Origin of the sequence: Corynebacterium sp. SCR221107 (genome assembly GCF_027886475.1) — a bacterium.
Lineage (GTDB): Bacteria > Actinomycetota > Actinomycetes > Mycobacteriales > Mycobacteriaceae > Corynebacterium.
Map to the genome: position 1 here is coordinate 2,249,686 of NZ_CP115670.1, position 22,892 is coordinate 2,272,577.

A 22,892-nucleotide genomic window follows, 5' to 3' on the forward strand; every position below is an offset into this window, starting at 1 on the left:
AAGACACTTCGTGCTGCGCAACGCCGCTTATATTGAGAATTTCCACTCTGAAGGTTGTGCACCACGCTCAGAAGGTCTCCTCATCGCACTACCTGGTTATCTAGCGTCAAAAGCACCAAGAGTTTTATTCATAGGTACTTTGTGCGCTATCTCAACCTGCGGCGCTGTTGAGTAGCGTAGAGGCATGAATCTGATTAGCTTTCCTACCCTCGACGAGCTCACAGCCCGCCACACCATGAAGTGGACCCGCTATCCCAGCGACGTTTTGCCCCTGTGGGTGGCCGAGTCCGACTTTGCAACGTGTCCGCCCATAAAGAAGGCGCTACAAGCGGCAGTGGAAAACGAATCTTTCGGCTACCAGCCGGACGGGTCCGCGCTTCCCGCCGCCACCGCCGATTTCTACCGCAACCGTTACGGTTTTGACGCCAAGCCCGAGTGGATCTTTGCCGTGCCCGATGTGGTGCGCGCGCTGTACGTGGCGATTAGCCACTTCACCGCACCAGGCTCCAAGGTGATCGTGCCGGTGCCGGCCTACCCGCCATTTTTCCAACTGCTGTCCGCGACCGGGCGCGAGGGCGTCTTCCTCGACGCGCGCGGCGGGCTGGACCTCGACCAGGTAGAGCAGGCCTTCCGCGATGGTGCAGGCTCGATCCTGTTGTGCAACCCCCACAACCCGCTGGGCTACACGTTTAAGCAGGACTACCTCATCGAACTCGCCGAGCTCGCCGACCGCTACGGCGCACGCGTGCTTGTCGACGAAATCCACGCCCCACTGGTCTACGATGGCGCCCACGTCGTGGCCGCAGGGGTATCCGCCACTGCCGCCAAGGTCTGCATCACCGCCACCGCCACCTCCAAGGCGTGGAACACCGCAGGCCTGAAATGCGCTCAGATCATCTTCAGCAATGAAGACGACGTGAGGAAGTGGAATCAGCTGTCCCCAGTCATCCGCGACGGCGTGTCCACCCTGGGCCTTATCGCCGCCGAGGTGGCCTACACCGAAGGCCTCGAGTTCCTCGAGCAGGAGCTGGACTATCTCAAGGCCAACCGCGACTTCGTCGCCCGCGAGCTACCCCGCCGCATCCCCGGGGTCAAAGTGCCACACCTGGAGGCCACCTACCTGCTGTGGCTGGATTTCACCGAGACCACGGTGCCAGGCAACCCCTCCCAATTCTTCATCGAGCACGCCAAGGTGGCCATGAATGACGGCGAGTTCTTCGGCGAGATCGGCCGCGGGCACACCCGCCTGAACATCGCCACCTCCCGGGAGATTCTCACTGCGGCGCTCGATCGCATGGAGGCGGCCTACGCCGCTTTGTGAGCCGAGACTGTAGACGTCTGCAAGGCTGCGTGGGAATAACGATTCGGCCGTCATCGTTACAGGAAGACATGAGTAACCAGCTTCCTTTGTCCCTGCTCGACTTCGCCACGATCTATGACGGGGAACGCCCCGGCGTCAGCTTTGCCCGATCGGTGCAGCTGGCACAGAAGGCGGAGGAGCTGGGATTCGAACGCGTGTGGTACGCCGAGCACCACAACATGAAGTCCATCTCCTCTTCGTCCCCGGCGGTGCTCATCTCCCACATCGGTGCGCACACCAAGCGCATCCGACTGGGCGCGGGTGGGGTCATGCTGCCCAACCACTCCCCCTACACCGTGGCCGAGCAATTCGGCACGCTGGCCGAGCTCTACCCCGGCCGCATCGACCTCGGGCTCGGGCGCGCCCCGGGCACGGATCAAAACACCTTGGGGCGCGCGCTGCGCCGCAATCCCATGGCCGCCGAATCCTTCCCCGAGGACGTCGTGGAGCTACAAAAGTACCTGGCCGATGAGTCCATCATCGACGGCGTGCGCGCCATCCCCGGCGCGGGCACCAACGTGCCGCTCTATATCCTGGGATCGTCCCTCTTCGGCGCCCAATTGGCCGCGCGCCTGGGTTTGCCCTACTCCTTCGCCTCGCACTTTGCCCCCACACACCTCGAGGCGGCGGTGTCCACCTACCGCGAGAACTTCCAGCCGCGTCACGACGGCGACAAGCCATACGTCATCGCCGCCGTCAACGTGCTTGCGGCCGACACCACCGAGGCCGCCCTCGCCGCCCGCGAACAGGTCATGCGCGCGTGGGTGCGCAACGTGGCCAGCCGCGACCACTACCTCAACGACGAGCAGCTCGACGCCGTCATGGACTCCTACGCCGGGCAACAAATCCAAGACATGATGCGCTACACCGCGGTCGGCACCGGCCCCGAGGTGCGCGACTACTTACAGAAGTTCGCCGCGCATGCCCAGGCTGACGAGCTGATGATTTCGCTGCGCACCCCCAGCTTCGAGCAAACCCTCGAAAGCCTGGAGATCTTGGCGGCCAACCGCCCCTAGTCCCAGGCGTCCTTGGCCCGTGGCAGGGTCTGCTCCACCACGGTAAAGCCCGGTTCATCCTCGGCGACCTCGCCCTCGACGCCGAGATCGCCCGCGATAACCACGTTGCCGGGGATGACGATCGTACCGTCCGGCTCCTGTGCGAGGCGCACCTCCTGAAGGGGATTGCCGTCCTCGTCATAGCCGGGTGCCGCCGCCTGCTCGTGCTGCTCCAGCTTCTCCGCGGTGTCGGTCTTGTCCCACCGGCGGGTCACCACCTTCCTGCGGGCGGCGGCGTCGTCGGACATACCGCGGATGAGGGAGTACATCATGATGAATTGGGTTATCAGGAATGGGAAGGCCACGATGATCACCACCTCCTGCAGGGTGGTAATTCCGGTATCCGGGGAAATAAGCAGCAGGGCTGCTGCCACCGCGCCGATGGCCACCGTCCACAGGATGCGATAGCCCACCGGGGTCGCGTCCTCCTCGCCGGCTGCGAACATGTCGTTGATCATGCCGGCGGAGTCGATCGACGTCACGAAGAACAGCACCACGATAATCAGCGCGAGGATGCTCACCGGCACCGTGAGCGGGAAGTGCTCGAGGAAGCCGAATAAGGCAAAGGCCACATCGCCCTCGTGGACCACCGGATCACTCAAGACGCCAGGGTTGCCCAGCTCAATGTCGATTCCTGCGCGGCCGAAGATGGCAAACCACACGATGGCAAAGAGGGCGGGCAGCGCCAGCACGCCGCCGATGTATTCGCGCACGGTGCGCCCCCGGGAGATGCGGGCGACAAACGTGCCCACAAACGGCGACCAGCACACAGTCCAGGCCCAGTAGAACACGGTCCACTTGCCCTGCCAGCCGGGGTTATCGCCGAAGGAGTCAGACCAGAACATTACCTCGGGAAGCGAGCCCGCGTAGATGCCGAAGCTTTCCACGGTAAATCGCAGCAGTGCCAGGGTGGGACCTGTTGCCAGGATAAAAAGCATGAGCGCAACCGCCATCGCGATGTTGAGGTTGGAGAGCATCTTGATGCCTTTCTCCAACCCGGAGGCCACCGAGGCGCAGGCTACGGCGGTGATGACCACGATGATGATCAGCTGCACCCAGCTCACCTCCGGGGTGCCCCACAACTTGTGCATGCCAGCGTTGATCTGCAGCACGCCCATGCCGACCGAGACGGCGATGCCGAAGGTGGTGGCAACGATGGAAAGTACGTCGATGAGCTTGCCGGGGGTGGAGTAAATCCGTGCGCCCAGCACCGGGGCAAAGACGGAGCTCACGCGCGGCGGCAGCTTGCGCTTGTAGATGAAGTAGCCCAGCGCCAGCCCCGGCAGGGCCATAATCGCCCACATGTGGATGCCGAAGTGATAAAAGGTAAAGGCGAAGGCCTCGTGGATGGCCTGTTTAGTCATCGGTTCGGCATCGGCCTGGGGGACGTTGACCGCGTGATTGAGGGGCTCGGCCACACCCCAGAACATGAGCACGCTGCCCACGCCACCGGCAAAGAGCATGGCGAACCAGGCGGGCAGGGAGTGCTCGGGCTCATCATCGTCATCGCCGAGCTTGAGGCGTCCGTAGCGGGAGGCGAAGACGCCGATGAGGAAGATGAACATGAGCGAGACCCCGCCGATGTAGAGCCAGCCGACGTTGGTCAGCATCCACCCAGCCACGGAGGAGAAGAATCTGGTGGCGCTATCGCCTGCGAGGATCGCGCCAATGACGAAGACGATGATCGCTCCAAGTGCGCCGGTGAAGATGAAGCGATCGGGACGTGAAGAATTCATAGGTTAAATTTCTAAAATAGGACAAACTTACCCCATCAACGCTATGCAGAGCGCAACTTACCTAGCAACCCCACTTCGGCACCTCAACCGTTTCCACCTGCAGCTTTATCCAAAGTTGAGACCCAATCGGAACCGAACCGCACCCTTTTCGTGATCGTACCGTTACCTTTTCGTTAGCATCCAACTTCGGTTTTACTTATCGACGACCAGCCCGGGCACCCGCGCGGAAAGGTACTCCACGAGCTCGAAGGGGCGCGGATCCGGGTGCGGCGGAAACTCCACCGTGTAGGCCTCCAGCCCGCGTGTTTCTTGCACCAGGTGCCTCGGCAACAACACCGCCTGGCTGCGCAAACCCGCCCGTGTAATGACTAGGCGCGCCAAGTCCGTGACGGGAAAACTCACCCCGGAGTGCACGATGTGGATGCGATCGTCGATGATGAGCACCGGCTTGCGGCGCCTGATAGATACGAAGATCCAGCTGATCGCAGCCGCGACGATCCCCAGCCCCGGCCCGAAAGCGGCCACAGTATATAAGGTGCGCCAGAAACCGGCCGCGGGCATGCCGTCGACGAGTACCACCAGCACAATAGCCATCGCCGCGATGAACGCGAAGGCAATTCTTGTGGCTTTGCTGCGCAACAAGGCGGCATTGGCGGTGCGCACGGTGAGGGTCATAGGGCATTAGTTTAATGAACCAATCCCCCAGCATCAGCGCTTGGCGCTGCTTTAGCCACGATTTAACCCAGCAGCACTGACACCACCACGATCACGGGAAACGAGACGATGGTGGTCACCAGCCCCGCATCCCGAGCGAGGGCAACGTTGGTCTTCTGTCGCAGCGCATAGGCGTAGACATTCTGCGCCGTCGGCAAGCAGCCGAGAATGACCGCGGCCAGCAGGGCGTGTTCGTGTAGGCCTAGCGCCCAGGCCAGCACAAAGGCTATCGCGGGGTGCAGGAAGTTCTTGAACACGACCACCGCCCACACCTCCTTGCGCCACGCGGAGTGGAACTGCAGCCCCAAGCCAAACAACACCAGCGCCAGCGGCACAGAGGCCCCACCAAGAAGCGCGATGGGTTCGGCGATCACCGCCGGCGGCTGCCACGCCAGCGCGGTACACACCAGCCCGGAGACCGCAGCAATCAGCATCGGGTTGCGCACGGGGGTCAGCACCAGCGATTTCCACATCGACGCCTCCGGGTTGCGGTGAAGGAAGTCCAGCCAGGTCATGGTCACCGGGGCGTAGAAGGCGATTTGGAACAAGATGACGGGGATGACCAGCGAGGCGTCGTCGAGCACATAGACCGCCAGCGGAATGCCAAGGTTGCCGGCATTCGAGTAGCTCGCGGCCAACATGGCGATGACTGAGTCCGCCACCGACCGCCGGGCGAAGAGGTGGTAGGCCACGAAGAAGGCCAGCCCCGTCGCCAGCGCCGAGCCCACGATCACCACGAAGTTGCGATTGAACACCTCGCCCAAGGTCAGGTGGGTGAGCTTATCGAACAACAGCGCGGGCGTTGCCACCAGGTAGACGAAGTTGCCTAAGACCTCGGTGGCATTCTTGCCCAGCGCACGGGTGCGCCCCAGGACCATGCCCACGCCGATGATCACCACGATGATGACGAATCCGCTTAACACCTGCTGCATGCCCATCATTATCCCCCTATCATTTTCCCTCCCTGCCGCAAGGTACTACCCTGCTTACATGTTCTATTCACACCGGCGCCGCCCGGCCGCCACGGTGCTCGCAGTAGCGCTTTGCAGCTCCCTCCTGCTGAGCGGATGTTCCGCGGGTCACACCGCCACCAGCCTTTCGGATGTCTCGCCGGCCGACACCATCACCGTCGGTGCCACCACCGCGCCCGCTTCCTTGGACTTCACCACCACATCGGGGGCAGCGATCCCACAGGCGCTCATGGGCAACGTCTATGAGGGCTTGGTCCGTATCGACCAAAACGGCGCGGTCGCCCCCTTGCTGGCAACCAGCTGGGACACCAGCGAGGACGGCCGCGTCTACACCTTCCACCTGCGCCAGGGCGTGCGCTTTTCCAACGGCGACCCCTTCAACGCCGACGCCGCAAAGTTCAGCATCGATCGGGTGCTTTCCGACGCCTGGACCAACGGGCTCAAGGCACAAATGGCCAAGGTGGAGTCCACCCGAGTCATCGACGAGCACACCCTCGAGGTCACCCTCACGCAGCGCTCCAACACCTGGTTGTGGACGATGGGCACGCTCATCGGCGCCATGATGAGCCCCACCGGCGTCGATGATTTGGCCAATAACCCGGTAGGCACCGGCCCCTTCATCGTGGAGAATTGGGCCGTAGGCTCGTCGTTAAGCATGACCCGCAACGAGGACTACTGGGGGGACACACCCACCGCACGCCGTGCGGTGCTGCGCTATTTCTCCGACGCGATCTCCATGACCAACGCCGTGCGCGCCGGCGACATCGACATCGCCGTGGGCCTGCAAAACCCCGAGCTGCTGGACTCCCTAGCCAAGCAGGACGACCTGCAGATCGAGGTGGGTACCACCAACGGCGAGGTGCTGTTGTCCATGAACAACCAGCGCGCGCCTTTCAACGATGTGCGCGTGCGCCAAGCCGTCATGTACGGCATCGACCGACAGGGGCTCATCGACGCCGCCTGGGACGGCTACGGGCTCGATACCGGCGGCACTCCCGTCCCGCCCACCGATCCCTGGTACACCGGCACCTCGCAGTATTCCTTCGACCCGGACAAGGCTAGGCAGCTCATGCAGGAGGCCGGCGCCGTGGGCACCCCGATCACCATTTCCGTGCCTTCCCTGCCCTATGCGCAGGTGGCAAGCGAGATGATCTACTCCCAGCTGCGTGACATCGGCTTCGAGGTCAGCATCGAGTCCACCGAGTTCCCCGCCGTGTGGCTGGCGAAGGTCTTAAAGGGCAAGGACTACGACATGTCCATCGTTGCCCACGTCGAGCCGCGCGACATACCCACCCTCTTCGGCAACCCCGACTACTACCTCGGCTTTGACGACGAGCAGGTCCAACAACTGCTCGCCCAGGCGGACTCCGCCCCTGCCGAGCAGTACACGCCGCTCATGCGCGAGGCCGTGGCGCGGATCATGGACCAGGCCGCCGCGGACACCGTGTTCAACCTGCCCAACATCGTGGTCGCCCGCACCGGCATCGACAACATTCCCGTCAACTCCGTCTCCGATGGGCTGGCGCTGGCACCTGTGAGCAAGCAAGGAGCGACAAAGTGACAAGGATCCTCATCCACCTAGCGCGCTACCTGGCAACGGTGATAGCCGCGAGCATCATCATCTTCATCGCCTTGCGCATCGTCCCCGGCAACCCCGCAGAGATCGCCCTGGGGGTCACCGCCACCCCGGACAACGTCGCCGCCCTGGAAAAGTCCATGGGGCTCGACCGCCCGCTAATCGAGCAGTACTTTAGCTGGGCAACCGGCATGCTCACCGGAGATTTCGGCACCTCTCTTACCTCCGGCAAGGACATCTCCCCATTGGTTGTCGACCGCCTGCAGGTCTCGCTCATCCTCATCCTCGCCTCGATGGCGATGGCCTTGGCCATCGCCGTGCCCACCGGCCTGTGGGCCGCCCGGCGCGCCCGCCACGCCGACGGGGTGCTTATCACCGCCACCTCCCAGATCGGCATCGCCATCCCCAGCTTCCTGGCAGGTGTCTTATTGGTTGCCTTGTTTGCCATCCAGCTGGGGTGGCTGCCGCCGAATGGCTGGGTGGTTCCCGAGCAGGACTTCGGCGGGTTCCTTGCGCGCCTGGTGCTACCGGTGTTCGCCTTGGGCATCGTGCAGGCTGCGATCATGACCCGCTACGTGCGCTCGGCCGTGCTGGATGTGATGAACGAAGACTTCATGCGCACCGCGCGCGCCAAAGGCCTCAGCCTGCGCCAGGCGTTGCGCGCCCACGGCCTGCGCAACGCCGCGCTGCCGGTGCTCACGGTCACCGGCTTGCAGATGACCTCCCTGCTCGTGGGGGCCGTGGTCATCGAGAAGGTGTTTGTCATCCCCGGCCTTGGCACCATGCTGTTATCGGCGGTCACCAGCCGCGATCTGCCCACCGTCCAGACGATCGTCATGGTGCTGGTGGTCTTCGCGGTGGTGGTCAACGCGATCGTCGATCTCACCTATCTCATCGTCGATCCGCGCACCCGTAGGAGGGCCTAAGTGAAAAAGTTCTGGAACGCTTTGCCCACCACCGGGCGCGTTGGTCTGGTCATCGTGGCCTTCGTGGTCTTCCTCGCGGTGGTATCGCTGGTGTGGACCCCGGTGGATCCGCTGCGAGTCGACGCTGACGCCCGCCTGCAGGGCCCCAACCTCATCCACTGGCTGGGCACCGACCGCTTCGGCCGCGATGTGTTTAGCCAGATTATGGTCGGCGCCCGCATCACTTTGCTGGTGGGCGTGGTGGCTGTGGCTGTGGCGGCGCTGTGCGGCGTGCCCCTAGGGGTGTGGGCGGGCATGCGCCGCGGCGCCGTCGAGTCCCTCATCATGCGCACCTCTGACCTGCTGCTGGCCTTCCCCGGCCTGCTGCTGGCGATCATCGCCACCGCCATGTTCGGCGCCTCCACGCTGACCGCGATGGCCGCCATCGGTCTGGCCAGCGTCCCGGCCTTTGCCCGCATCGCACGCGCGGGCACCTTGTCCATCATGAGCCGCGACTTCATCGCCGCCAGCTTCCAGGCGGGAAAGTCCGCGTGGTTCGTGGCCACCCGGCACGTGCTGCCGAATATCGTGGGGGTCATCATCGTGCAGGCCTCCGTCTCCTTTGCGCTGGCCATCCTCGCCGAGGCGGGCTTAAGCTTCTTGGGGCTTGGCACTCCGCCACCGGATCCGAGTTGGGGCCGCATGCTGCAGTCGGCGCAGTCCTCGCTGGCGACCGCCCCGATGCTGGCGCTGTGGCCGGGGTTGGCCATCGCCGTGACCGTCTTGGGCTTTAACCTGCTCGGCGACGGACTGCGCGACCTGGCCGATCCCCGACGGCTGAGTATGACCGACAAACACGAGGCGAGAAAGGCCTACTAATGAACACCCTTGAGGTACGCGAGCTTCACGTCGCCGGTGTTGTCCACGACCTGGCGCTTTCCATCGCCCCCGGCGAGCGGGTGGGGCTTATTGGCGAGTCCGGTTCCGGAAAGACACTCACCGCCTTGTCGATCATGCGGCTCATCGACTCCCAGGGCAGCATCACCCTCGGCGACACCGACCTGCATCGACTGCCCGAAAAGCAGCTGTGCCAGATTCGCGGCCGCCGGGTGGCCATGGTTTTCCAGGAGCCGATGACTGCGCTCGATCCGCTGTTAAGCGTCGGCAAGCAAATCGTCGAAGCGATCCGCATTCATGACAAGGTGCCGCGCGCGAAAGCACATCAACGCGCGCTGAAGCTGCTTTCCGACGTCGACCTGTCCGACACCCACTTCGGCCGCTACCCACACGAGCTTTCCGGTGGCCAGCGCCAGCGGGTGATCATCGCCATGGCGCTGGCGCACAATCCCGAGCTGCTCATCTGCGACGAGCCCACCACCGCGCTGGATGTGACCAGCCAGAAGGCGATCATCGACCTCATCTTGAACCTGGTGGCTACCCGCGGGATGTCCCTGCTGTTTATCACCCACGACCTTGGTTTGGTCTCTCGTACCTGCGAGCGCCTCTACGTGCTCCAAGAAGGTCGCATCGTGGAGGAAGGCCCCGCCAAAATGGTCCTGGGCAACCCCAGCCACGACTACACCCGCCGCCTACTTGAGGCAGCGCAGCTTCCCCCGGCCAAGCCTTCGCACGCCACCGACGAGGTGGTCATCGAGGTCAGCGATGCCACCAAGCGCTTCCGGCGCACCACCTCGGTCGATGGCATCTCGCTCAAGGTCCACCGCGGCGAGCGCCTTGGAATCGTGGGCGGGTCCGGCTCCGGCAAGACCACCCTGCTGAAGATGATCGCGGGGCTGGAAAAACCCACCTCAGGCACCGTTTCGGTGACCACGCCTGCGCAGATGGTCTTCCAGGATCCCATGGGCTCGCTCGACCCGCGCATGACCACCGCCGACATCGTGGCGGAGACCCTCCCCCACCCTGATCCCGCCCGCGTCGAGGAGGTCCTCACCCAGGTCGGCATCGACCCCGCGCTGGGACACCGCCTGCCACATGAGTTTTCCGGCGGCCAGCGCCAGCGCATCTCCATCGCCCGTGCGATTGCACCGCACCCGCAGATCGTGCTTGCCGACGAACCCGTGTCCGCGCTCGACGTCTCGGTGCGCAAAAAGGTCCTCGCGCTCATCGATCGCCTCGTTGAGCAAGAGGACCTGACCCTGGTGTTTGTCTCCCACGACATCGCGGTGGTGCGCAGCGTATGTACCCAGGTTGCGGTGATGTGCGAGGGCAAGGTCGTAGAATACGGCCCCGCGGACAAGGTGCTACACCACCCGGAGCACCCTTACACCCGCACCCTCATCGAGGCGGTGCCCCGCCTCGAGATGGCCAATTTCTAGCCTCGCGCCGATGGGCACGACCAATGTCGCATCAATCCAACCACGAGGTTAGGAATCGTAAATCATGCGCAGGCTAGAACCATCGAGCACATGTTCCTCAACAACCTCGAAGCAGGAGACTAGCTCGACAAACTCGGCATGCTCGGCCTGACTAAGAACTCGATCCTTGTCCATGGGGGACACTTTAGTCCCCCGCGCGAATGTTGGCAGCTCTATGCGCCTAGCGCTCCAGTAATTTCTGATGCAGCAGGTTGAAGATGCCTGCCCCATCGTGGCGGATGCCGTCGTGCTGGAATTGGTTGGTGACATGCAGGCGGGCATCGCCGAAGGCCTCGGCCGTTGCCATCGACTGCTCGAAAGGCACGAAGATGTCATCGAGGTAGACTGCAGCGGCAATCGGGCAGGCATTGCCCAGGCGCTCAGGATTGTAGGGGCTGGTGTTCCACGTGTGGTCCGCCAGTTCGCAGGCGGCATCCTTGAAGGCATGCAGCGCCGGATCTTCGTCGAATTGCCAGGGGAAGATGTGTTCGCCGGTCAGATAGAACACATCCCCTCTGGGGTCGGCATCTTCCTCGAAGCCCGCCATCTCCTCGCGGATGCGGTGGGCCGCCCACTGCGTACGCTTTCCTGCGACCCCGCCGTAGATGGACTCATGGATTGCCGCATAGAGCGGGCCTTGCTCAAAACTTAACGCTGCACCCGCGGTGGCGAGGAAGTCCGTCTTCAGGCGCTTTTCGCCACAAACCACCCTGAAGGGATCCTCGAACAGGTACGCCAGGGTGTGGAAGCCATTGCCCCTTCCCAATTCGATGCCCAGCGTTCGAAAGCGCCGCGAACTCAATCGCTCGCCGGTCGGCAAAAGCTCCGCGGAGTTGTCAAGATGGTGGGCGATCTCCTTAATCTTTTCGCGCGCGAAGGGGTACTGCGCAAAGAACGCCTCCTGGCGGCGGCGCAGCTTGGCGAAGGTGGCACGGTAGACCTCGTCGGCATGGCAATCGATGGCCGGCAGGCCCCCTGTGAGGTAGGCGCGGGAGACCGCCTCGGGATAGGCGGAAAGATAGGCGGTGATACAAAAGCCGCCGAAGCTTTGGCCGAACAAAGCCCACTGCGTGATGCCGAGGGCTTCGCGCAGCGCCTCGGCATCATCGACGATGAATTCCTGACGGAGGACCGCAAGGTGGGCTGCGTCCCTATCTTCTGGGGCGCTGTGGCCGTCGATACGCGCGGAACGCCCCGTGCCACGCTGATCGAGCAAGATAACGCGGTAGTGCTGCAACGCCGCGCCGATCAAGCCGCCGTCATCGACAGGGCGCGGTGCGGGAAAGCCCGGACCACCCTGAAAATAGACGATCGCCTCGCGGTCTTCGCCCCCATCGGGGACGAGCTCACGGGCGAAAAGCTCGAAGGTGCCAAGCTCCGGGCGGGCAGGATCCCACGGGCGGGTCAGGCGATGCTCACGAATGGTAAGCCCGAAGTGTCTCGACGAGGTCGTAGTCAAAGTCATGGCCACCATCTTATTCACGCCCCAACCATTGACAGCGGATTTCCCTATAATTGAACATGGTTTATGTACCCAAAGCAAAGGATTTCCAGTGCCCCGACTCGTCATAGACAACCTTTCGAAAAGATATGGAACCATCCAAGCCCTCGACGGGGTATCACTTTCGGTCGAAGCCGGTGAGATCTATGGGTTCGTGGGCTCCAACGGCGCCGGTAAGTCCACCACCATGCGCATAGCCTTGGGTGTGCTGGCCGCCGACAGCGGCAAGGTCTTCCTCGACGGCAAGGAGATCAACTCCACGCTGCGTAGGCGCATCGGCTACATGCCCGAGGAACGCGGCCTGTATGCGAAAGAGCCGCTGCTCGACCAGCTCGTATTTTTCGCCTCATTGCACGGAATCACCACAGCCGACGCCCGCGCGCGAGCCCTCAGTCTGCTGGAGCGTCTCGGCCTAGCCCAACGAGCAAGCGACAAGCTGGAGACCTTATCTTTGGGTAACCAGCAGCGCGTACAGCTGGCCGCCTCCCTCATCCATGACCCCGACGTCCTTGTCCTCGACGAGCCCTTCTCCGGCCTTGACCCCGTGGCCGTTGATGTCATGAGCGAACTGCTCATCGAGCGCGCCCGCGCAGGGGTGGCGGTGCTGTTTTCCTCCCACCAGCTATCCCTCGTCCAGCGGCTGTGCGACCGGGTTGGCATCATCACCGGTGGGAAGATGCGCGCCCAGGGAAGCATCGATGAGCTGCGCGCCGGCGGCGAGGTCATCTACGATATCGCTACCGCCGTGGACCCGCAGTTATGGTGCCCACCGCACCTTCAGGCGCACCCCGTTGGGCCTGAACGCTACCACGTTGCCGTGGGAGAAACCGATCCCCAGGCTCTACTGCGCGCGGCTGTTGCCCATGGGGCGGTGGAGTCCTTTTCCCGGTACGTTCCCGACCTCGACGAGCTTTTCAAAGAAGTGGTTTCCCAATGAACGCCTACTCCACCAGCCAAACCATCCGCACCGTCGCCCTCCGCGAGATCCAGGTGGTCTCGCGCCTGAAAGCGGTGCGCATCTCCATCGCCATCATCGTGGTGCTCATCATCGCCGCTCTTGTGGCCTTGAGCTACTTTGCTTCCAAGGACGATGCGGACGACAGCACCCAAGCAATGGCGCTCGTAGGGGTCGAGGCTTCCCTTTTCCCTGACGGTTCCTTTGAGTTTTCTTCGCTTTCCGACGCCAAGGCTGCGCGTGAGGCAGTAGAAAATGGAACCGACTACGCCCTTATCAACACCGGCAGCGGTTACGAGCTGCTGCACTCTGGAAGCGCGGATCCGCTCGTCCAGGCCACAATCGAGCAGGTCTTGGCCGACGATGCGATGGCGACAGGGCTCGCCGAACTGGGCGTGGATCGGGCAGCATTTGAGCAGGCTACCGCCGCCCCGATTGTCGAGGCCATAGATATCTCCGCGGCCGCGGAACAAAAGGATGACAGCTACTATGCCGCCATCGCCACTACCCTGACGGGCATTGGTATCCTCATGTACTTCATCATCCTGTTCGCCGCCAACGTCGGCGGCCGGATCTGCGAGGAGAAATCCTCCAAGGTCATCGAGATCATCTTGGCCACCGTCAAACCGCTGGACTTCCTCGCCGGAAAGATCATCGGCAACCTCATTTTCGGCACCGCCGCCTCCCTGGCGATCGTGGCCATTGGGCTGGTAGGTCTCAAGCTCAGCGATCTTGGCGAGGGGGTCAGCATCGACTACTCCATTCTTCCCTTGCTCGTGGTTATGTTTATCCTCGGCATGCTGTTTTTCGGCAGCCTCTACGCCGCCGCCGGCTCGCTCGTGGCACGCACCGAAGACCTACAAGCAACGCAGATGCCTGTGATGCTATTTGTCTTCCTCACCCTGTATGCGCCCATGTTTGGCATGAACGCCCTCGAGTCCACCATCATGCAGGTGTTTACCTGGCTGCCACCGACCTCGCTGACCGTGGCGCCACTGGAGTACGCCGCAGGCAACATCAACGCGGCACAATTAGCCGGCGCGTGGGGCGTATTCCTTGCCACCACCGTCGGGGTTATGTTCATCGTGGCCCGCGTCTACCAAAACGCCATCCTCCACAGCGGTACCCGCATGAGCTGGTCCCGGGCGCTGAAGGGAACCCGTTAGAAGGGCGCGGGTTCGGGAACCTCCTCCGTATTCGAGGCCTGTTCCTTGGCCTTGGTATTGGCCTCCACATTCGCCTCGCGGCGCTTGTGGCGGGCCCTGCGCTGGACTCCGTAGCTGCGATTGTAGAGTCGCTCCATGCCTGTGGAGTACGAGGTGACCACCCGACCATCCGGGGTGGTCCAGGTCAGCACACCATTGTTGATGGTGTAGCTGACGATGCCTGCGGTCTTCGCGTTGTGACAGCTTCGGCACAGGCGGGCCCCGTTGGAAGGGTTGGTCGCTCCCCCGTCGGCCCAGTTGACGACGTGGTCGATGTCGCACACCCGGCGCTCGCAGCCAGGAAAGCAGCAATGCTCATCGCGCACCTCAAGGAAGGCGCGCTGCACGCTTGAGAAGGCATAAGAATGAACCGTCTTGTTCGCCACCGCGCCGATATCGCGCGAATAGCAAACGATGTCTTGCCAGCGCCGTAAATCCTCGCCTTCGAGGAAGCCAAAGCCGGGCATGAAAAGCCCGTCCATTCCCTCGACGGAATACAGGTTGACCACCACCGACTGCTTCTTGAGCAGCCCCTTGATCAAGGCCTCGAAGACCTCCGGGCTCATGGTATGGACCGGCTCCTCGGTCGCGGCTTCTTCCTCAGCCTGCTTATTGAGTTGATCGCGCATCTTATCCAACATGTCCTGCAACACCCGCGCGGTAGGCTCACTCAAGAAGGCGAGGAACATCCATTGATTGTCCCCCATCTGCTTCATCTCATTGTCCGGCAGGCCCGTCTTCGGGGTCGATCCATCACCGAAGTGGATGGTCACGATGTCTAGCACCAAATTGCGTAAGGCATTCGGCAGGTGCATCACCTCCGCCTTCTTGCGAGGGGTGATCAAAAAGGCCACCTCCTCATCGATCTCCGCAAGTTGCTCCGGGGTGAGCGCGACCAAGGGGCGCAGCAGGGACGTCAACCGCCGCATCGAACAGGGATAGTCATGCTTGATGCGCCCCAGGGTTACCGGCATGTGGTGCAGCACCGCCAGGCAGGTCAAAATGGTGCGGGTGGTGTAGATGGACTCACCCAGCTTGGTGGCCAAGGTCATCTCATGGGTATAGGCGTCCACGCTTGAGGCATCCTCATCCCGGATGGTAAAGGCGTACCACTGTTCGAATAGGCGCTTGTGCGCCTCCGCATCGTTTTCACTGACTGGGCAGCCCGGCTCGCGGTGCGCGAAGTAGGCCCCTTCCTCAATGCTGATCTTTCGCACCGTTTCTACCTCCTTTCATCTTCTCGATTCATCCTCCAACTAGCCTCCAAATTAACCCATTCCCAGATACCCCACAAGGGTATTTTTCCTGCAAATTTTGCAAAAACTCACGCCGTTACCCGAACACACTTTCGTATGCTGGGCGAACGAAAATAAATTTGCACGCCTGCAAACCGCAACAAAAAGGCTTCGGGCGGTGGACGTCGGCAAGCACACCACAGGCGATTAGGATGGGGCGTATGACCGATCCCCACTTCCACCCCGAAACCGTCGAAGATTTCCGCGCAGCACACCAGCAGGTGCTCGAGCGCATGAGCGATGCCGCGCGACGCGCCGGGCGCGACCCCCAGGACGTGCGGCTGATCGCGGTGAGCAAAACCAATCCCATCGAAAGGGTGCGGCTTGCGGTGCAGGCCGGGATGACGCTCCTCGGCGAGAACCGCCCCCAGGAACTGGCAGAGAAGGCCGAGGCCATCCCCGGCGTTACCTGGGCTGCGATCGGGCATCTGCAACGCAATAAGGCCCGCGAGGTAGCTCGCTACGCACACGAATTCCACGCGCTGGACTCGCTGCGGCTTGCCGAAGCGCTCCAGCACCGCCTCGAGCTCGAAGATCGCACCTTGGACGTATTTATCCAGGTCAATACCTCCCACGAGGAGCAGAAGTCGGGCTTTTCGGCAGACGAAGTCGAGCCCTTCCTCCCCCAGCTTGCCTCGTTGGATCGGCTGCACCTGCGCGGGCTGATGACCATGGCGGCCTTCGATGCGCCGGAGGTAGTAGTCCGCGGCAGCTTCGCACAACTGCGTGAGCTACGTGATCGCCTCCGAGAGGTGCTTCCCGACGGGATGAGCTGCGAGGAATTGTCGATGGGTATGTCGGGCGACTTCGAATGGGCGATCGCCGAGGGCTCGACGAGCGTGCGGGTGGGTACCGCACTCTTCGGCCACCGCGCCAATTCCGCCTATCTCAAGTAAGCACGATGCGCGGAATTCTCATCGGCTTTGCCATCATCTTCTTCGTCATTGCGGCGGGCTACATCTTGGCGCGAAAGAAGATCATCGGGGGCGACGAGCAGCGCCTGGTGCTCAACCGAGTGGCTTTCTTCGCCGCCACCCCGGCGCTGATGGTCACGGTGGTCGGCTCCTCGCACCCGGATGAACTTTTCTCCCCGGTCATCGCCGTGGAAACACTCGCGGCGCTGATCACCGCGGGACTTTTCGCCGTCTTGTACCTCTGGTTTGCACCAAACGATGCCGCGCGCGACCGGGGCACGGTCACCATGGGAGCCACGGCAGCAGGCTACGTCAACTCCAACAACATCGGTTTGCCCGTGGGCATGTACGTCTTGTCCAATGCCGCCTACGTAGCGCCCCTTCTCGTGGTGCAGATGGTGCTGCTTACCCCGCTGATCTTAGCGTTGATCACCCCGCGCAAGGCTGAGGGATCCCGAACGAGGCAGGTGCTCGGCGCGATCAAGGGTGGGCTCTTGAGCCCCATCGTCATCGGCGCGGCCGCGGGCTTGGTATTGTCCCTGACCAGAACCTACGAACAGGTTCCAGAGATCATCGTGGAGCCGCTGACGCTATTGGGCGGGGCTAGTATCCCCATGATCCTCATCAGCTTCGGCGCAAGCCTGCACGGCACCTCGGTGCTCCAGCAAAAGCAATACCGGCTGGGGACTGTGCTTGCCACCGGCTTGAAGGTGGTAGGCATGCCACTTGTGGCGTTCGCGTGCGCGTGGGTTGCCGGTTTGCGTGCCGACGACCTCTATGCCGCAGTCATCCTCGCGGCCCTGCCCACCGCGCAGAATGCCTACAATTACGCCGCCACCTACCGCCGCGGCGAGATCATCTCCCGCGACACCATCATGTTGTCCACCTTCCTGGCACTGCCGGCGATGCTGCTCATCGCCTTGGTATTCGGGCGTTAGCCCCGTGTGGGGTCAGTGCTATGTCCGATGTACTCACGCCTCGGCAGCAATTTTCGGTAGCTTCGAAGACATGACCCTCCCCATCCTCACGTTGGACCTTGGCACCTCCGGCGCCAAGGGGGCGCTGGTGAGCGTGGATGGCACCGTTTCCGCCACCAGCTTCCACGCCTACCCCACCACCAGCCTGCCCGGCGGTGGCTCCGAGCAAGATCCGCAGGCGTGGATCGACCAAACCCGCGAGACGATTCTCGATCTCTTGCCAGCCAGTGGCGTGGCGGCGATCGTATTGACCGGGCAGATGCAAGATCTCATCTGCATCGACGCCCGCGGCCAGGCCATCGGCTTTGCCGTCCTGTATAACGACACCCGCGCTACCGAACAGGCGGCAGCCCTGCACGAGACGCTTCCGGAATGGAATGCCATCACCGGCAACGAGCAATCGGCGACCTCGCTGCCAGCCCTGTGGGCGCGGGCCATCGGCGAGGATGCCACCTTGGCCGCGAAGACCCACCACCTGTTGTTCTCCCCGGCCTCCTACGTGGTCGCCCAGCTCGGTTTGGGCTACTTCTGCGACGAGACCACCGCCTCGACCACCGGCCTGCTGGATTTGTCCTCGCGCACGTGGAGCCAGCGCATCTGCGAGGCCGCAAAGATCAGCGTGGCGGCACTGCCCACGATCAGCTCGGGCATGGTGGGATTCGCACCGGCCAACAACCACCTGGGCATTCCCGCGGACACCCCCATCGTCCTAGCCCCCGGCGATGCCGCCTGCGCTACCGCAGGCCTCGTGGGGCTCAAGGTTGGAGAAGACTATGTCTCCTTTGGCACTTCCGGGTGGCATGCGCAGGTGGTCAAGGAGCAACAGGATCCCGGTGCCACCCATCAGCTCGCACTGCCGGGGCACGGCTTCTTGCGCATCGCGGCGATCCTCAGCGTTGGCGGCACCGCCGATTGGGCCCGCCAGCGATTCCTGCCGGGCGTGACGACGTCGGCAAGCGATGCCATGTTGATGCGCGCCGTGCGCCAGCCAACGGGCATCATTTCACTGCCCAGCCTGCGCGGCGAGCGCTTCCCGGTGCGCAACGATCTCCTCGGCGCCGCGCTCATAGACATCCCCGCCGACGCGGATAACCTGCGCCTTTATGCCGCCGTCCTGGAGGGGGTGTGCTTTGGCTTCGCGCATGACATTTCCGGGACCGGCCCGCTGCCCGCCACCGGTGGCGGTTCCCGCTCGCTTCCCTGGATGCGCATGCTTGCCGACGTCACCGGCCGCACCATTCGCGTGACCCCCAGCAACGACGCGGCGCTGCGGGGTGCGGCCATCTTCGCCGCCGAGGTCCTCGACCTAGGCACGATCAAACCGCTCTCAAGCCACGCGATCGTCGATATCGAACCCGACCCACAGGCGCATGCGGCCTATCAACCATTGCGGGTGCGCCAGCGCATGCTCTATGACGCCCTGAGCCAGCTGCCACGATAAGCCAGATGTGGCAAAGTTAAGAAATTCATGAGACACTAGGGCGGAAACTTCTACGAAAGGAACCCGCCATGGGCATTATGGACAAGGCCAAGGAGCTGTTGAACTCCGAGGAGACCACCGACATGATCCTCGACAAGGCCGAGGAGCTGGCAAAGGCCAAGCTCGGCGAGGACAAGGCTGAGCAGATCGCACAGGCTCGCCAGGCCGCCGATGAGAAGCTCGGCAACGAATTATAAACGAAAGCGGGAAGGAATCCTCATGGATCCTTCCCGCTTTTTATTCCATCACCAGGCTGGTCAGCCAGGCCACGTGTCCGTACTCTGGATCCGCCACTAGGTTCTCAAGGTAGGCGCACACCTTTCGCTCCGCCAGGGTCAGCTCCTCGAAGGAGCCCAGATCGAAGCCGATCTGGGTTGCGACATGCTTGCCCAAGGTGAGGGTCGGGTTTTCGAAACGCCACGCCATCTTCAGCTCATCGACGATGTAGCCCTCGCTGGCGCTCAGCGTCGCCGGGCCACTGAGTCCGAGCACCCCGGCAAGCTCGCGGGATAGCCCCGAGATCCGGCTGTGCGGCGCGAAGCAGTCGACGAGTAGTTGGTAGGACACAACGGTATTGTGAGTGCGCATCTTTTGCTCCTTTGCGTGAGAACTGTTCGCCACGTTGGAAGCAAGGATACCCCTCCAATGCCTATAGGTCGATAGTTATTTGGCCTGTGGGGGAAATTTCTCACCCAAAAAGGCCCGCGACTACTTCTCGTCGGTCGACAACGCCGCCACAAACGCCTCCTGCGGCACGGACACCGAGCCCAAGGACTTCATGCGCTTCTTGCCTTCCTTCTGCTTCTCCAGCAGCTTGCGCTTACGCGAAATATCGCCGCCGTAGCACTTCGCGAGCACGTCCTTGCGCATAGCGCGAATGTTCTCGCGGGCAATCACCTTCGAGCCAATCGCCGCCTGGATCGGCACCTCGAACTGCTGGCGAGGGATGAGCTCTTTGAGCTTCTTGGTCATCTTGTTGCCATACCAGTTCGCCGAGTCGCGGTGGACGATCGCCGAGAAGGCATCCACCGGCTCGCCATTGAGCAGGATATCCACCTTGACCAGGTTCGCCTCCTGCTCTCCGGCCTCCTCGTAGTTCAGGGAGGCATAACCCTTGGTGCGGGACTTGAGCTGGTCGAAGAAGTCAAAGATGATTTCGCCGAGTGGCATGGTGTAGCGCAGCTCCACGCGATCCTCGGACAGGTAGTCCATGCCGCCCATTTGTCCGCGCTTGGACTGGCACAGCTCCATCGTGGTGCCCACGAACTCGCTGGGAACAATGATAGTGGTCTTGACAACCGGCTCCCAGACCTCGCGCAGCTTGCCACCCGGCCAGTCGGATGGATTGTGAACCTGGTGCTCGCTGCCGTCTTCTGCCACCACTCGATAGTTGACCGAGGGGGCGGTGGAGATCAGGTCGAGGTCAAACTCGCGCTCGAGGCGGTCGCGGGTGATCTCCATGTGCAGTAGGCCGAGGAAGCCGCAGCGGAAGCCGAAGCCCAAGGCCACGGAAGTCTCCGGCTCATACGTCAAGGAGGCGTCGTTGAGCTGAAGCTTTTCCAAGGCGTCGCGCAGGTCGGGGAAGTCCGCCTGGGAAATCGGGAACAGGCCCGAATACACCATCGGCTTGGGCTCCTCATAACCCTTCAGCGGCTCCTCGGCGCCGTTGTGGGCCCAGGTGACTGTGTCGCCGACCTTGGACTGGCGCACGTCCTTCACACCGGTGATCAGGTAGCCCACCTCGCCGGGGCCGAGCCCCTCACACTTCTTCGGAGTCGGCGAGACAATACCAATCTCGAGCAGCTCATGGATGGCGCCGGTGGACATCATCTTGATCTTCTGGCGCGGGGTGAGCTTGCCATCGATCATGCGGATGTAGGTCACCACGCCCCGGTAGGTGTCGTAGACGGAGTCAAAGATCATCGCGCGCGCCGGTGCGTCGATGTCATACTCGGTGGTAGGCGGCGGCACCAGCTCGGCGACCTTGTCGAGCAACGCGGCCACACCCTCGCCGGTCTTGCCGGACACGCGCAGCACGTCTTCCGGCTCGCAGCCGATGATGTTTGCGATCTCGAGCGAGTACTTCTCCGGATCGGCGGCAGGCAGGTCGATCTTGTTGAGCACCGGGATGATCTCGAGATCGTTTTCCATTGCCAAATAGAGGTTGGCGAGGGTTTGTGCTTCGATGCCTTGGGCGGCGTCGACAAGCAAAATAGCACCCTCGCAGGCCTCGAGCGCGCGGGAGACCTCGTAGGTGAAGTCGACGTGACCGGGGGTGTCGATCATCTGCATGACGATCTCCTCCCCTGCGAAAGGACCGGAGCTAGGCACCCACGGCAGGCGCACGTTCTGAGCCTTGATGGTGATACCGCGCTCGCGCTCAATGTCCATGTTGTCCAAGTACTGATCGCGCATGTCGCGTTCATCGACGACCTTGGACAGCTGCAGGATGCGATCCGCCAGGGTGGACTTGCCGTGGTCGATGTGTGCAATGATGCAGAAGTTACGGATTTGGGAGGTATCCGTAAAGGTCTTTTCCGCGAAGTTCTTGGCCATATGGGTCCCTTATACACCTTTCTATAAGTGTGTCTCACACTACCGCATCCATGCCCAAAAGTAGATATCGTGCAGGGGGTTTGATTGCGAAGCCAAAGGTGTAACATCGCGTGGTAACAAAGCTAGATTTGTTCGGGATAGATTCGTTAGAATGTCTAAGAAATTCTAAGAATACGGTGGAAGCCCCTTCCGCCGGCGTTCTCGACTTATTCCTGAAAGATTTCTTTCCAAAGGTGCGTTTTCGACATGGGCAGCAACGATACGACCAAGAAGGCCCTGCTGGGCCTTGGCAAGCTGGCCCTGGTAGCCAAGCTTGGCAAGACGCGTAAGAAAAAGCACCAAAGTCCGCTCGACGATGGCCTCGCCCATCTCAATGACCGGCTGGGGCTGTATGAGAGCACCCACCACCGCACATTGCGGCAGGATTCTCCCGCCTGCGAGGTGGCCGCAGCCGTTGATTGCGCCCGCAATATCTTCTACGCCCCGGACATGGACGGCCAAGTCGACCCCGGCGAGGTGGTGTGGTTCTGGGCCCCCACCTCGGACGTCGACCCCTCCCCACTCGAGCGCGCCCTCGTGGTCATCGGCCGCCACGGCCCCGACATCCTCGGCCTTTTGACCTCCCCTAACCCGATCCACCAGCGCGAAGACTCCTGGCTCGATATCGGCGCGGGCCCCTGGGACGAGACCGGGCGCCAATCGTGGGTGCGACTGGACAAGGTGGTCAAGCTGCCCGAGACCTCCATCCGCCGCCAGGGTGCGGTGATCCCTCAGTCCCGTTTCGAGCGCATCGCCAATCGTCTTCGGGCCGACTACGGCTGGGCTTAGCTCACCGCATTTTTGGTTTTGAGCGCGGGCAAATGCTAGGCTTTTACCTCGTTGTCAATTCACGTTCATGGGCAGCGGGATTTCCTTTCATGCTCAACCGGCCAGGACCTTGGGGCAGGTTGGAGGAAATCGACAGGGCATGACTCCTCACAGATTGCGCCCTCGGACCCCTCGCAGCTTGTGGCAATAGTAGAAGAATAAGAGGCATTTGACATGGCAAACATCAAGTCCCAGAAGAAGCGCATCCTGACCAACGAGAAGGCTCGCCAGCGCAACCAGGCAGTCCGCTCCGCAGTCCGCACCGAGATCCGCAAGTTCCGCGCCGCCGTTGAGGCTGGCGACAAGGCTGCTGCTGAGGCTCAGCTCCGCGTTGCCTCCCGCGCACTGGATAAGTCCGTTTCCAAGGGCGTTTTCCACCGCAACAACGCTGCTAACAAGAAGTCCTCGATGGCTCAGGCTCTCAACAAGCTGGGCTAAGGGCTTCGCACA

At 62.4% G+C, this 22,892-nt stretch carries 22 protein-coding genes; 14 read left to right on the plus strand and 8 right to left on the minus strand.

The features are described 5' to 3' along the window. Positions 1-184 precede the first annotated feature (184 nt). Together PAB09_RS09685 and PAB09_RS09690 are read left to right on the plus strand one after the other, a co-directional pair. On the plus strand, positions 185-1,321 hold the full coding sequence (locus PAB09_RS09685; protein WP_442873666.1) for a MalY/PatB family protein: 1,137 nt from the start codon (positions 185-187) through the stop codon (positions 1,319-1,321). A gap of 68 nt (positions 1,322-1,389) precedes the next feature. Continuing rightward, positions 1,390-2,376, plus strand: a complete 987-nt coding sequence (locus tag PAB09_RS09690; RefSeq protein ID WP_271033467.1) for an LLM class flavin-dependent oxidoreductase — start codon at positions 1,390-1,392, stop codon at positions 2,374-2,376. Here the strand turns inward: PAB09_RS09690 and PAB09_RS09695 are convergent. The 3 genes from PAB09_RS09695 to PAB09_RS09705 form a co-directional block, all read right to left on the minus strand. Then, on the minus strand, positions 2,373-4,151 hold the full coding sequence (locus tag PAB09_RS09695) for a BCCT family transporter (RefSeq protein ID WP_271033468.1): 1,779 nt from the start codon (positions 4,149-4,151) through the stop codon (positions 2,373-2,375). The two genes, PAB09_RS09690 and PAB09_RS09695, sit on opposite strands and share 4 nt — an antisense overlap. Positions 4,152-4,343: 192 nt before the next feature. Further along, positions 4,344-4,826 (minus strand): hypothetical protein, encoded by a 483-nt coding sequence (locus tag PAB09_RS09700; protein WP_271033469.1) that lies wholly within the window; start codon positions 4,824-4,826, stop codon positions 4,344-4,346. 62 nt (positions 4,827-4,888) lie between these two features. Then, positions 4,889-5,797: an AEC family transporter gene (locus PAB09_RS09705; RefSeq protein ID WP_271033470.1), complete on the minus strand. Its 909-nt coding sequence runs from the start codon at positions 5,795-5,797 to the stop codon at positions 4,889-4,891. 58 nt (positions 5,798-5,855) lie between these two features. On the opposite strand from PAB09_RS09705, the gene PAB09_RS09710 reads away from it, so the two are divergent. From PAB09_RS09710 to PAB09_RS09725, 4 genes are read left to right on the plus strand one after another with little or no spacing between them, the layout of a single operon-like run. Next, positions 5,856-7,397, plus strand: coding sequence for an ABC transporter substrate-binding protein (locus PAB09_RS09710; RefSeq protein ID WP_271033471.1), 1,542 nt, complete (start codon positions 5,856-5,858; stop codon positions 7,395-7,397). Positions 7,398-7,402: 5 nt separating this feature from the next. After that, complete coding sequence (locus tag PAB09_RS09715; protein WP_271035367.1) at positions 7,403-8,338, plus strand: ABC transporter permease; 936 nt, start codon at positions 7,403-7,405, stop codon at positions 8,336-8,338. After that, positions 8,339-9,196: an ABC transporter permease gene (locus PAB09_RS09720; protein ID WP_271033472.1), complete on the plus strand. Its 858-nt coding sequence runs from the start codon at positions 8,339-8,341 to the stop codon at positions 9,194-9,196. Continuing rightward, complete coding sequence (locus PAB09_RS09725; RefSeq protein ID WP_271033473.1) at positions 9,196-10,653, plus strand: ATP-binding cassette domain-containing protein; 1,458 nt, start codon at positions 9,196-9,198, stop codon at positions 10,651-10,653. Before PAB09_RS09720 ends, PAB09_RS09725 begins: the two co-directional genes overlap by 1 nt. A 48-nt stretch (positions 10,654-10,701) precedes the next feature. Here PAB09_RS09725 and PAB09_RS09730 read toward each other — a convergent pair whose 3' ends face one another. Further along, entirely contained in the window at positions 10,702-10,827 is a 126-nt protein-coding gene (locus PAB09_RS09730; RefSeq protein ID WP_271033474.1) for a hypothetical protein, read from the minus strand. Between the two features lie 46 nt (positions 10,828-10,873). After that, on the minus strand, positions 10,874-12,151 hold the full coding sequence (locus PAB09_RS09735; RefSeq protein WP_442873749.1) for an alpha/beta fold hydrolase: 1,278 nt from the start codon (positions 12,149-12,151) through the stop codon (positions 10,874-10,876). 94 nt (positions 12,152-12,245) lie between these two features. On the opposite strand from PAB09_RS09735, the gene PAB09_RS09740 reads away from it, so the two are divergent. Continuing rightward, positions 12,246-13,130 carry an ABC transporter ATP-binding protein gene (locus tag PAB09_RS09740; protein ID WP_271033476.1) on the plus strand — a complete coding sequence of 295 codons (885 nt, stop codon included), beginning with the start codon at positions 12,246-12,248 and terminating at the stop codon, positions 13,128-13,130. Beyond that, positions 13,127-14,314, plus strand: coding sequence for an ABC transporter permease (locus PAB09_RS09745; protein ID WP_271033477.1), 1,188 nt, complete (start codon positions 13,127-13,129; stop codon positions 14,312-14,314). The genes PAB09_RS09740 and PAB09_RS09745 overlap by 4 nt, the downstream gene beginning before the upstream one ends. On the opposite strand, the gene PAB09_RS09750 is transcribed toward PAB09_RS09745, so the two are convergent. Beyond that, positions 14,311-15,570 (minus strand): HNH endonuclease, encoded by a 1,260-nt coding sequence (locus PAB09_RS09750; protein WP_271033478.1) that lies wholly within the window; start codon positions 15,568-15,570, stop codon positions 14,311-14,313. The genes PAB09_RS09745 and PAB09_RS09750 overlap by 4 nt on opposite strands. Before the next feature lie 239 nt (positions 15,571-15,809). On the opposite strand from PAB09_RS09750, the gene PAB09_RS09755 reads away from it, so the two are divergent. The 4 genes from PAB09_RS09755 to PAB09_RS09770 all read left to right on the plus strand — a co-directional run bounded on the left by PAB09_RS09755 (position 15,810) and on the right by PAB09_RS09770 (position 19,216). Further along, the gene (locus tag PAB09_RS09755; protein WP_271033479.1) at positions 15,810-16,544 is read left to right on the plus strand and encodes a YggS family pyridoxal phosphate-dependent enzyme; all 735 of its coding nucleotides are present in this window, start codon (positions 15,810-15,812) and stop codon (positions 16,542-16,544) included. Between the two features lie 5 nt (positions 16,545-16,549). After that, positions 16,550-17,500: an AEC family transporter gene (locus PAB09_RS09760; RefSeq protein ID WP_271033480.1), complete on the plus strand. Its 951-nt coding sequence runs from the start codon at positions 16,550-16,552 to the stop codon at positions 17,498-17,500. A 70-nt stretch (positions 17,501-17,570) separates the two neighbouring features. Continuing rightward, the gene (locus PAB09_RS09765) at positions 17,571-18,980 is read left to right on the plus strand and encodes an FGGY family carbohydrate kinase (protein WP_271033481.1); all 1,410 of its coding nucleotides are present in this window, start codon (positions 17,571-17,573) and stop codon (positions 18,978-18,980) included. A 68-nt stretch (positions 18,981-19,048) separates the two neighbouring features. Beyond that, positions 19,049-19,216, plus strand: coding sequence for an antitoxin (locus PAB09_RS09770; protein WP_271033482.1), 168 nt, complete (start codon positions 19,049-19,051; stop codon positions 19,214-19,216). Between the two features lie 40 nt (positions 19,217-19,256). On the opposite strand, the gene PAB09_RS09775 is transcribed toward PAB09_RS09770, so the two are convergent. Both PAB09_RS09775 and lepA read right to left on the minus strand, forming a co-directional pair. Then, positions 19,257-19,607, minus strand: coding sequence for a hypothetical protein (locus PAB09_RS09775; protein ID WP_271033483.1), 351 nt, complete (start codon positions 19,605-19,607; stop codon positions 19,257-19,259). Positions 19,608-19,727: 120 nt separating this feature from the next. Further along, positions 19,728-21,575: a translation elongation factor 4 gene (gene lepA / locus PAB09_RS09780; RefSeq protein ID WP_271033484.1), complete on the minus strand. Its 1,848-nt coding sequence runs from the start codon at positions 21,573-21,575 to the stop codon at positions 19,728-19,730. Between the two features lie 246 nt (positions 21,576-21,821). Between lepA and PAB09_RS09785 the strand changes: the two genes are divergently transcribed. Continuing rightward, positions 21,822-22,403 carry a growth inhibitor PemK gene (locus PAB09_RS09785; protein WP_271033485.1) on the plus strand — a complete coding sequence of 194 codons (582 nt, stop codon included), beginning with the start codon at positions 21,822-21,824 and terminating at the stop codon, positions 22,401-22,403. 213 nt (positions 22,404-22,616) lie between these two features. Further along, entirely contained in the window at positions 22,617-22,880 is a 264-nt protein-coding gene (gene rpsT / locus PAB09_RS09790) for a 30S ribosomal protein S20 (RefSeq protein ID WP_271033486.1), read from the plus strand. Positions 22,881-22,892: the final 12 nt, after the last annotated feature.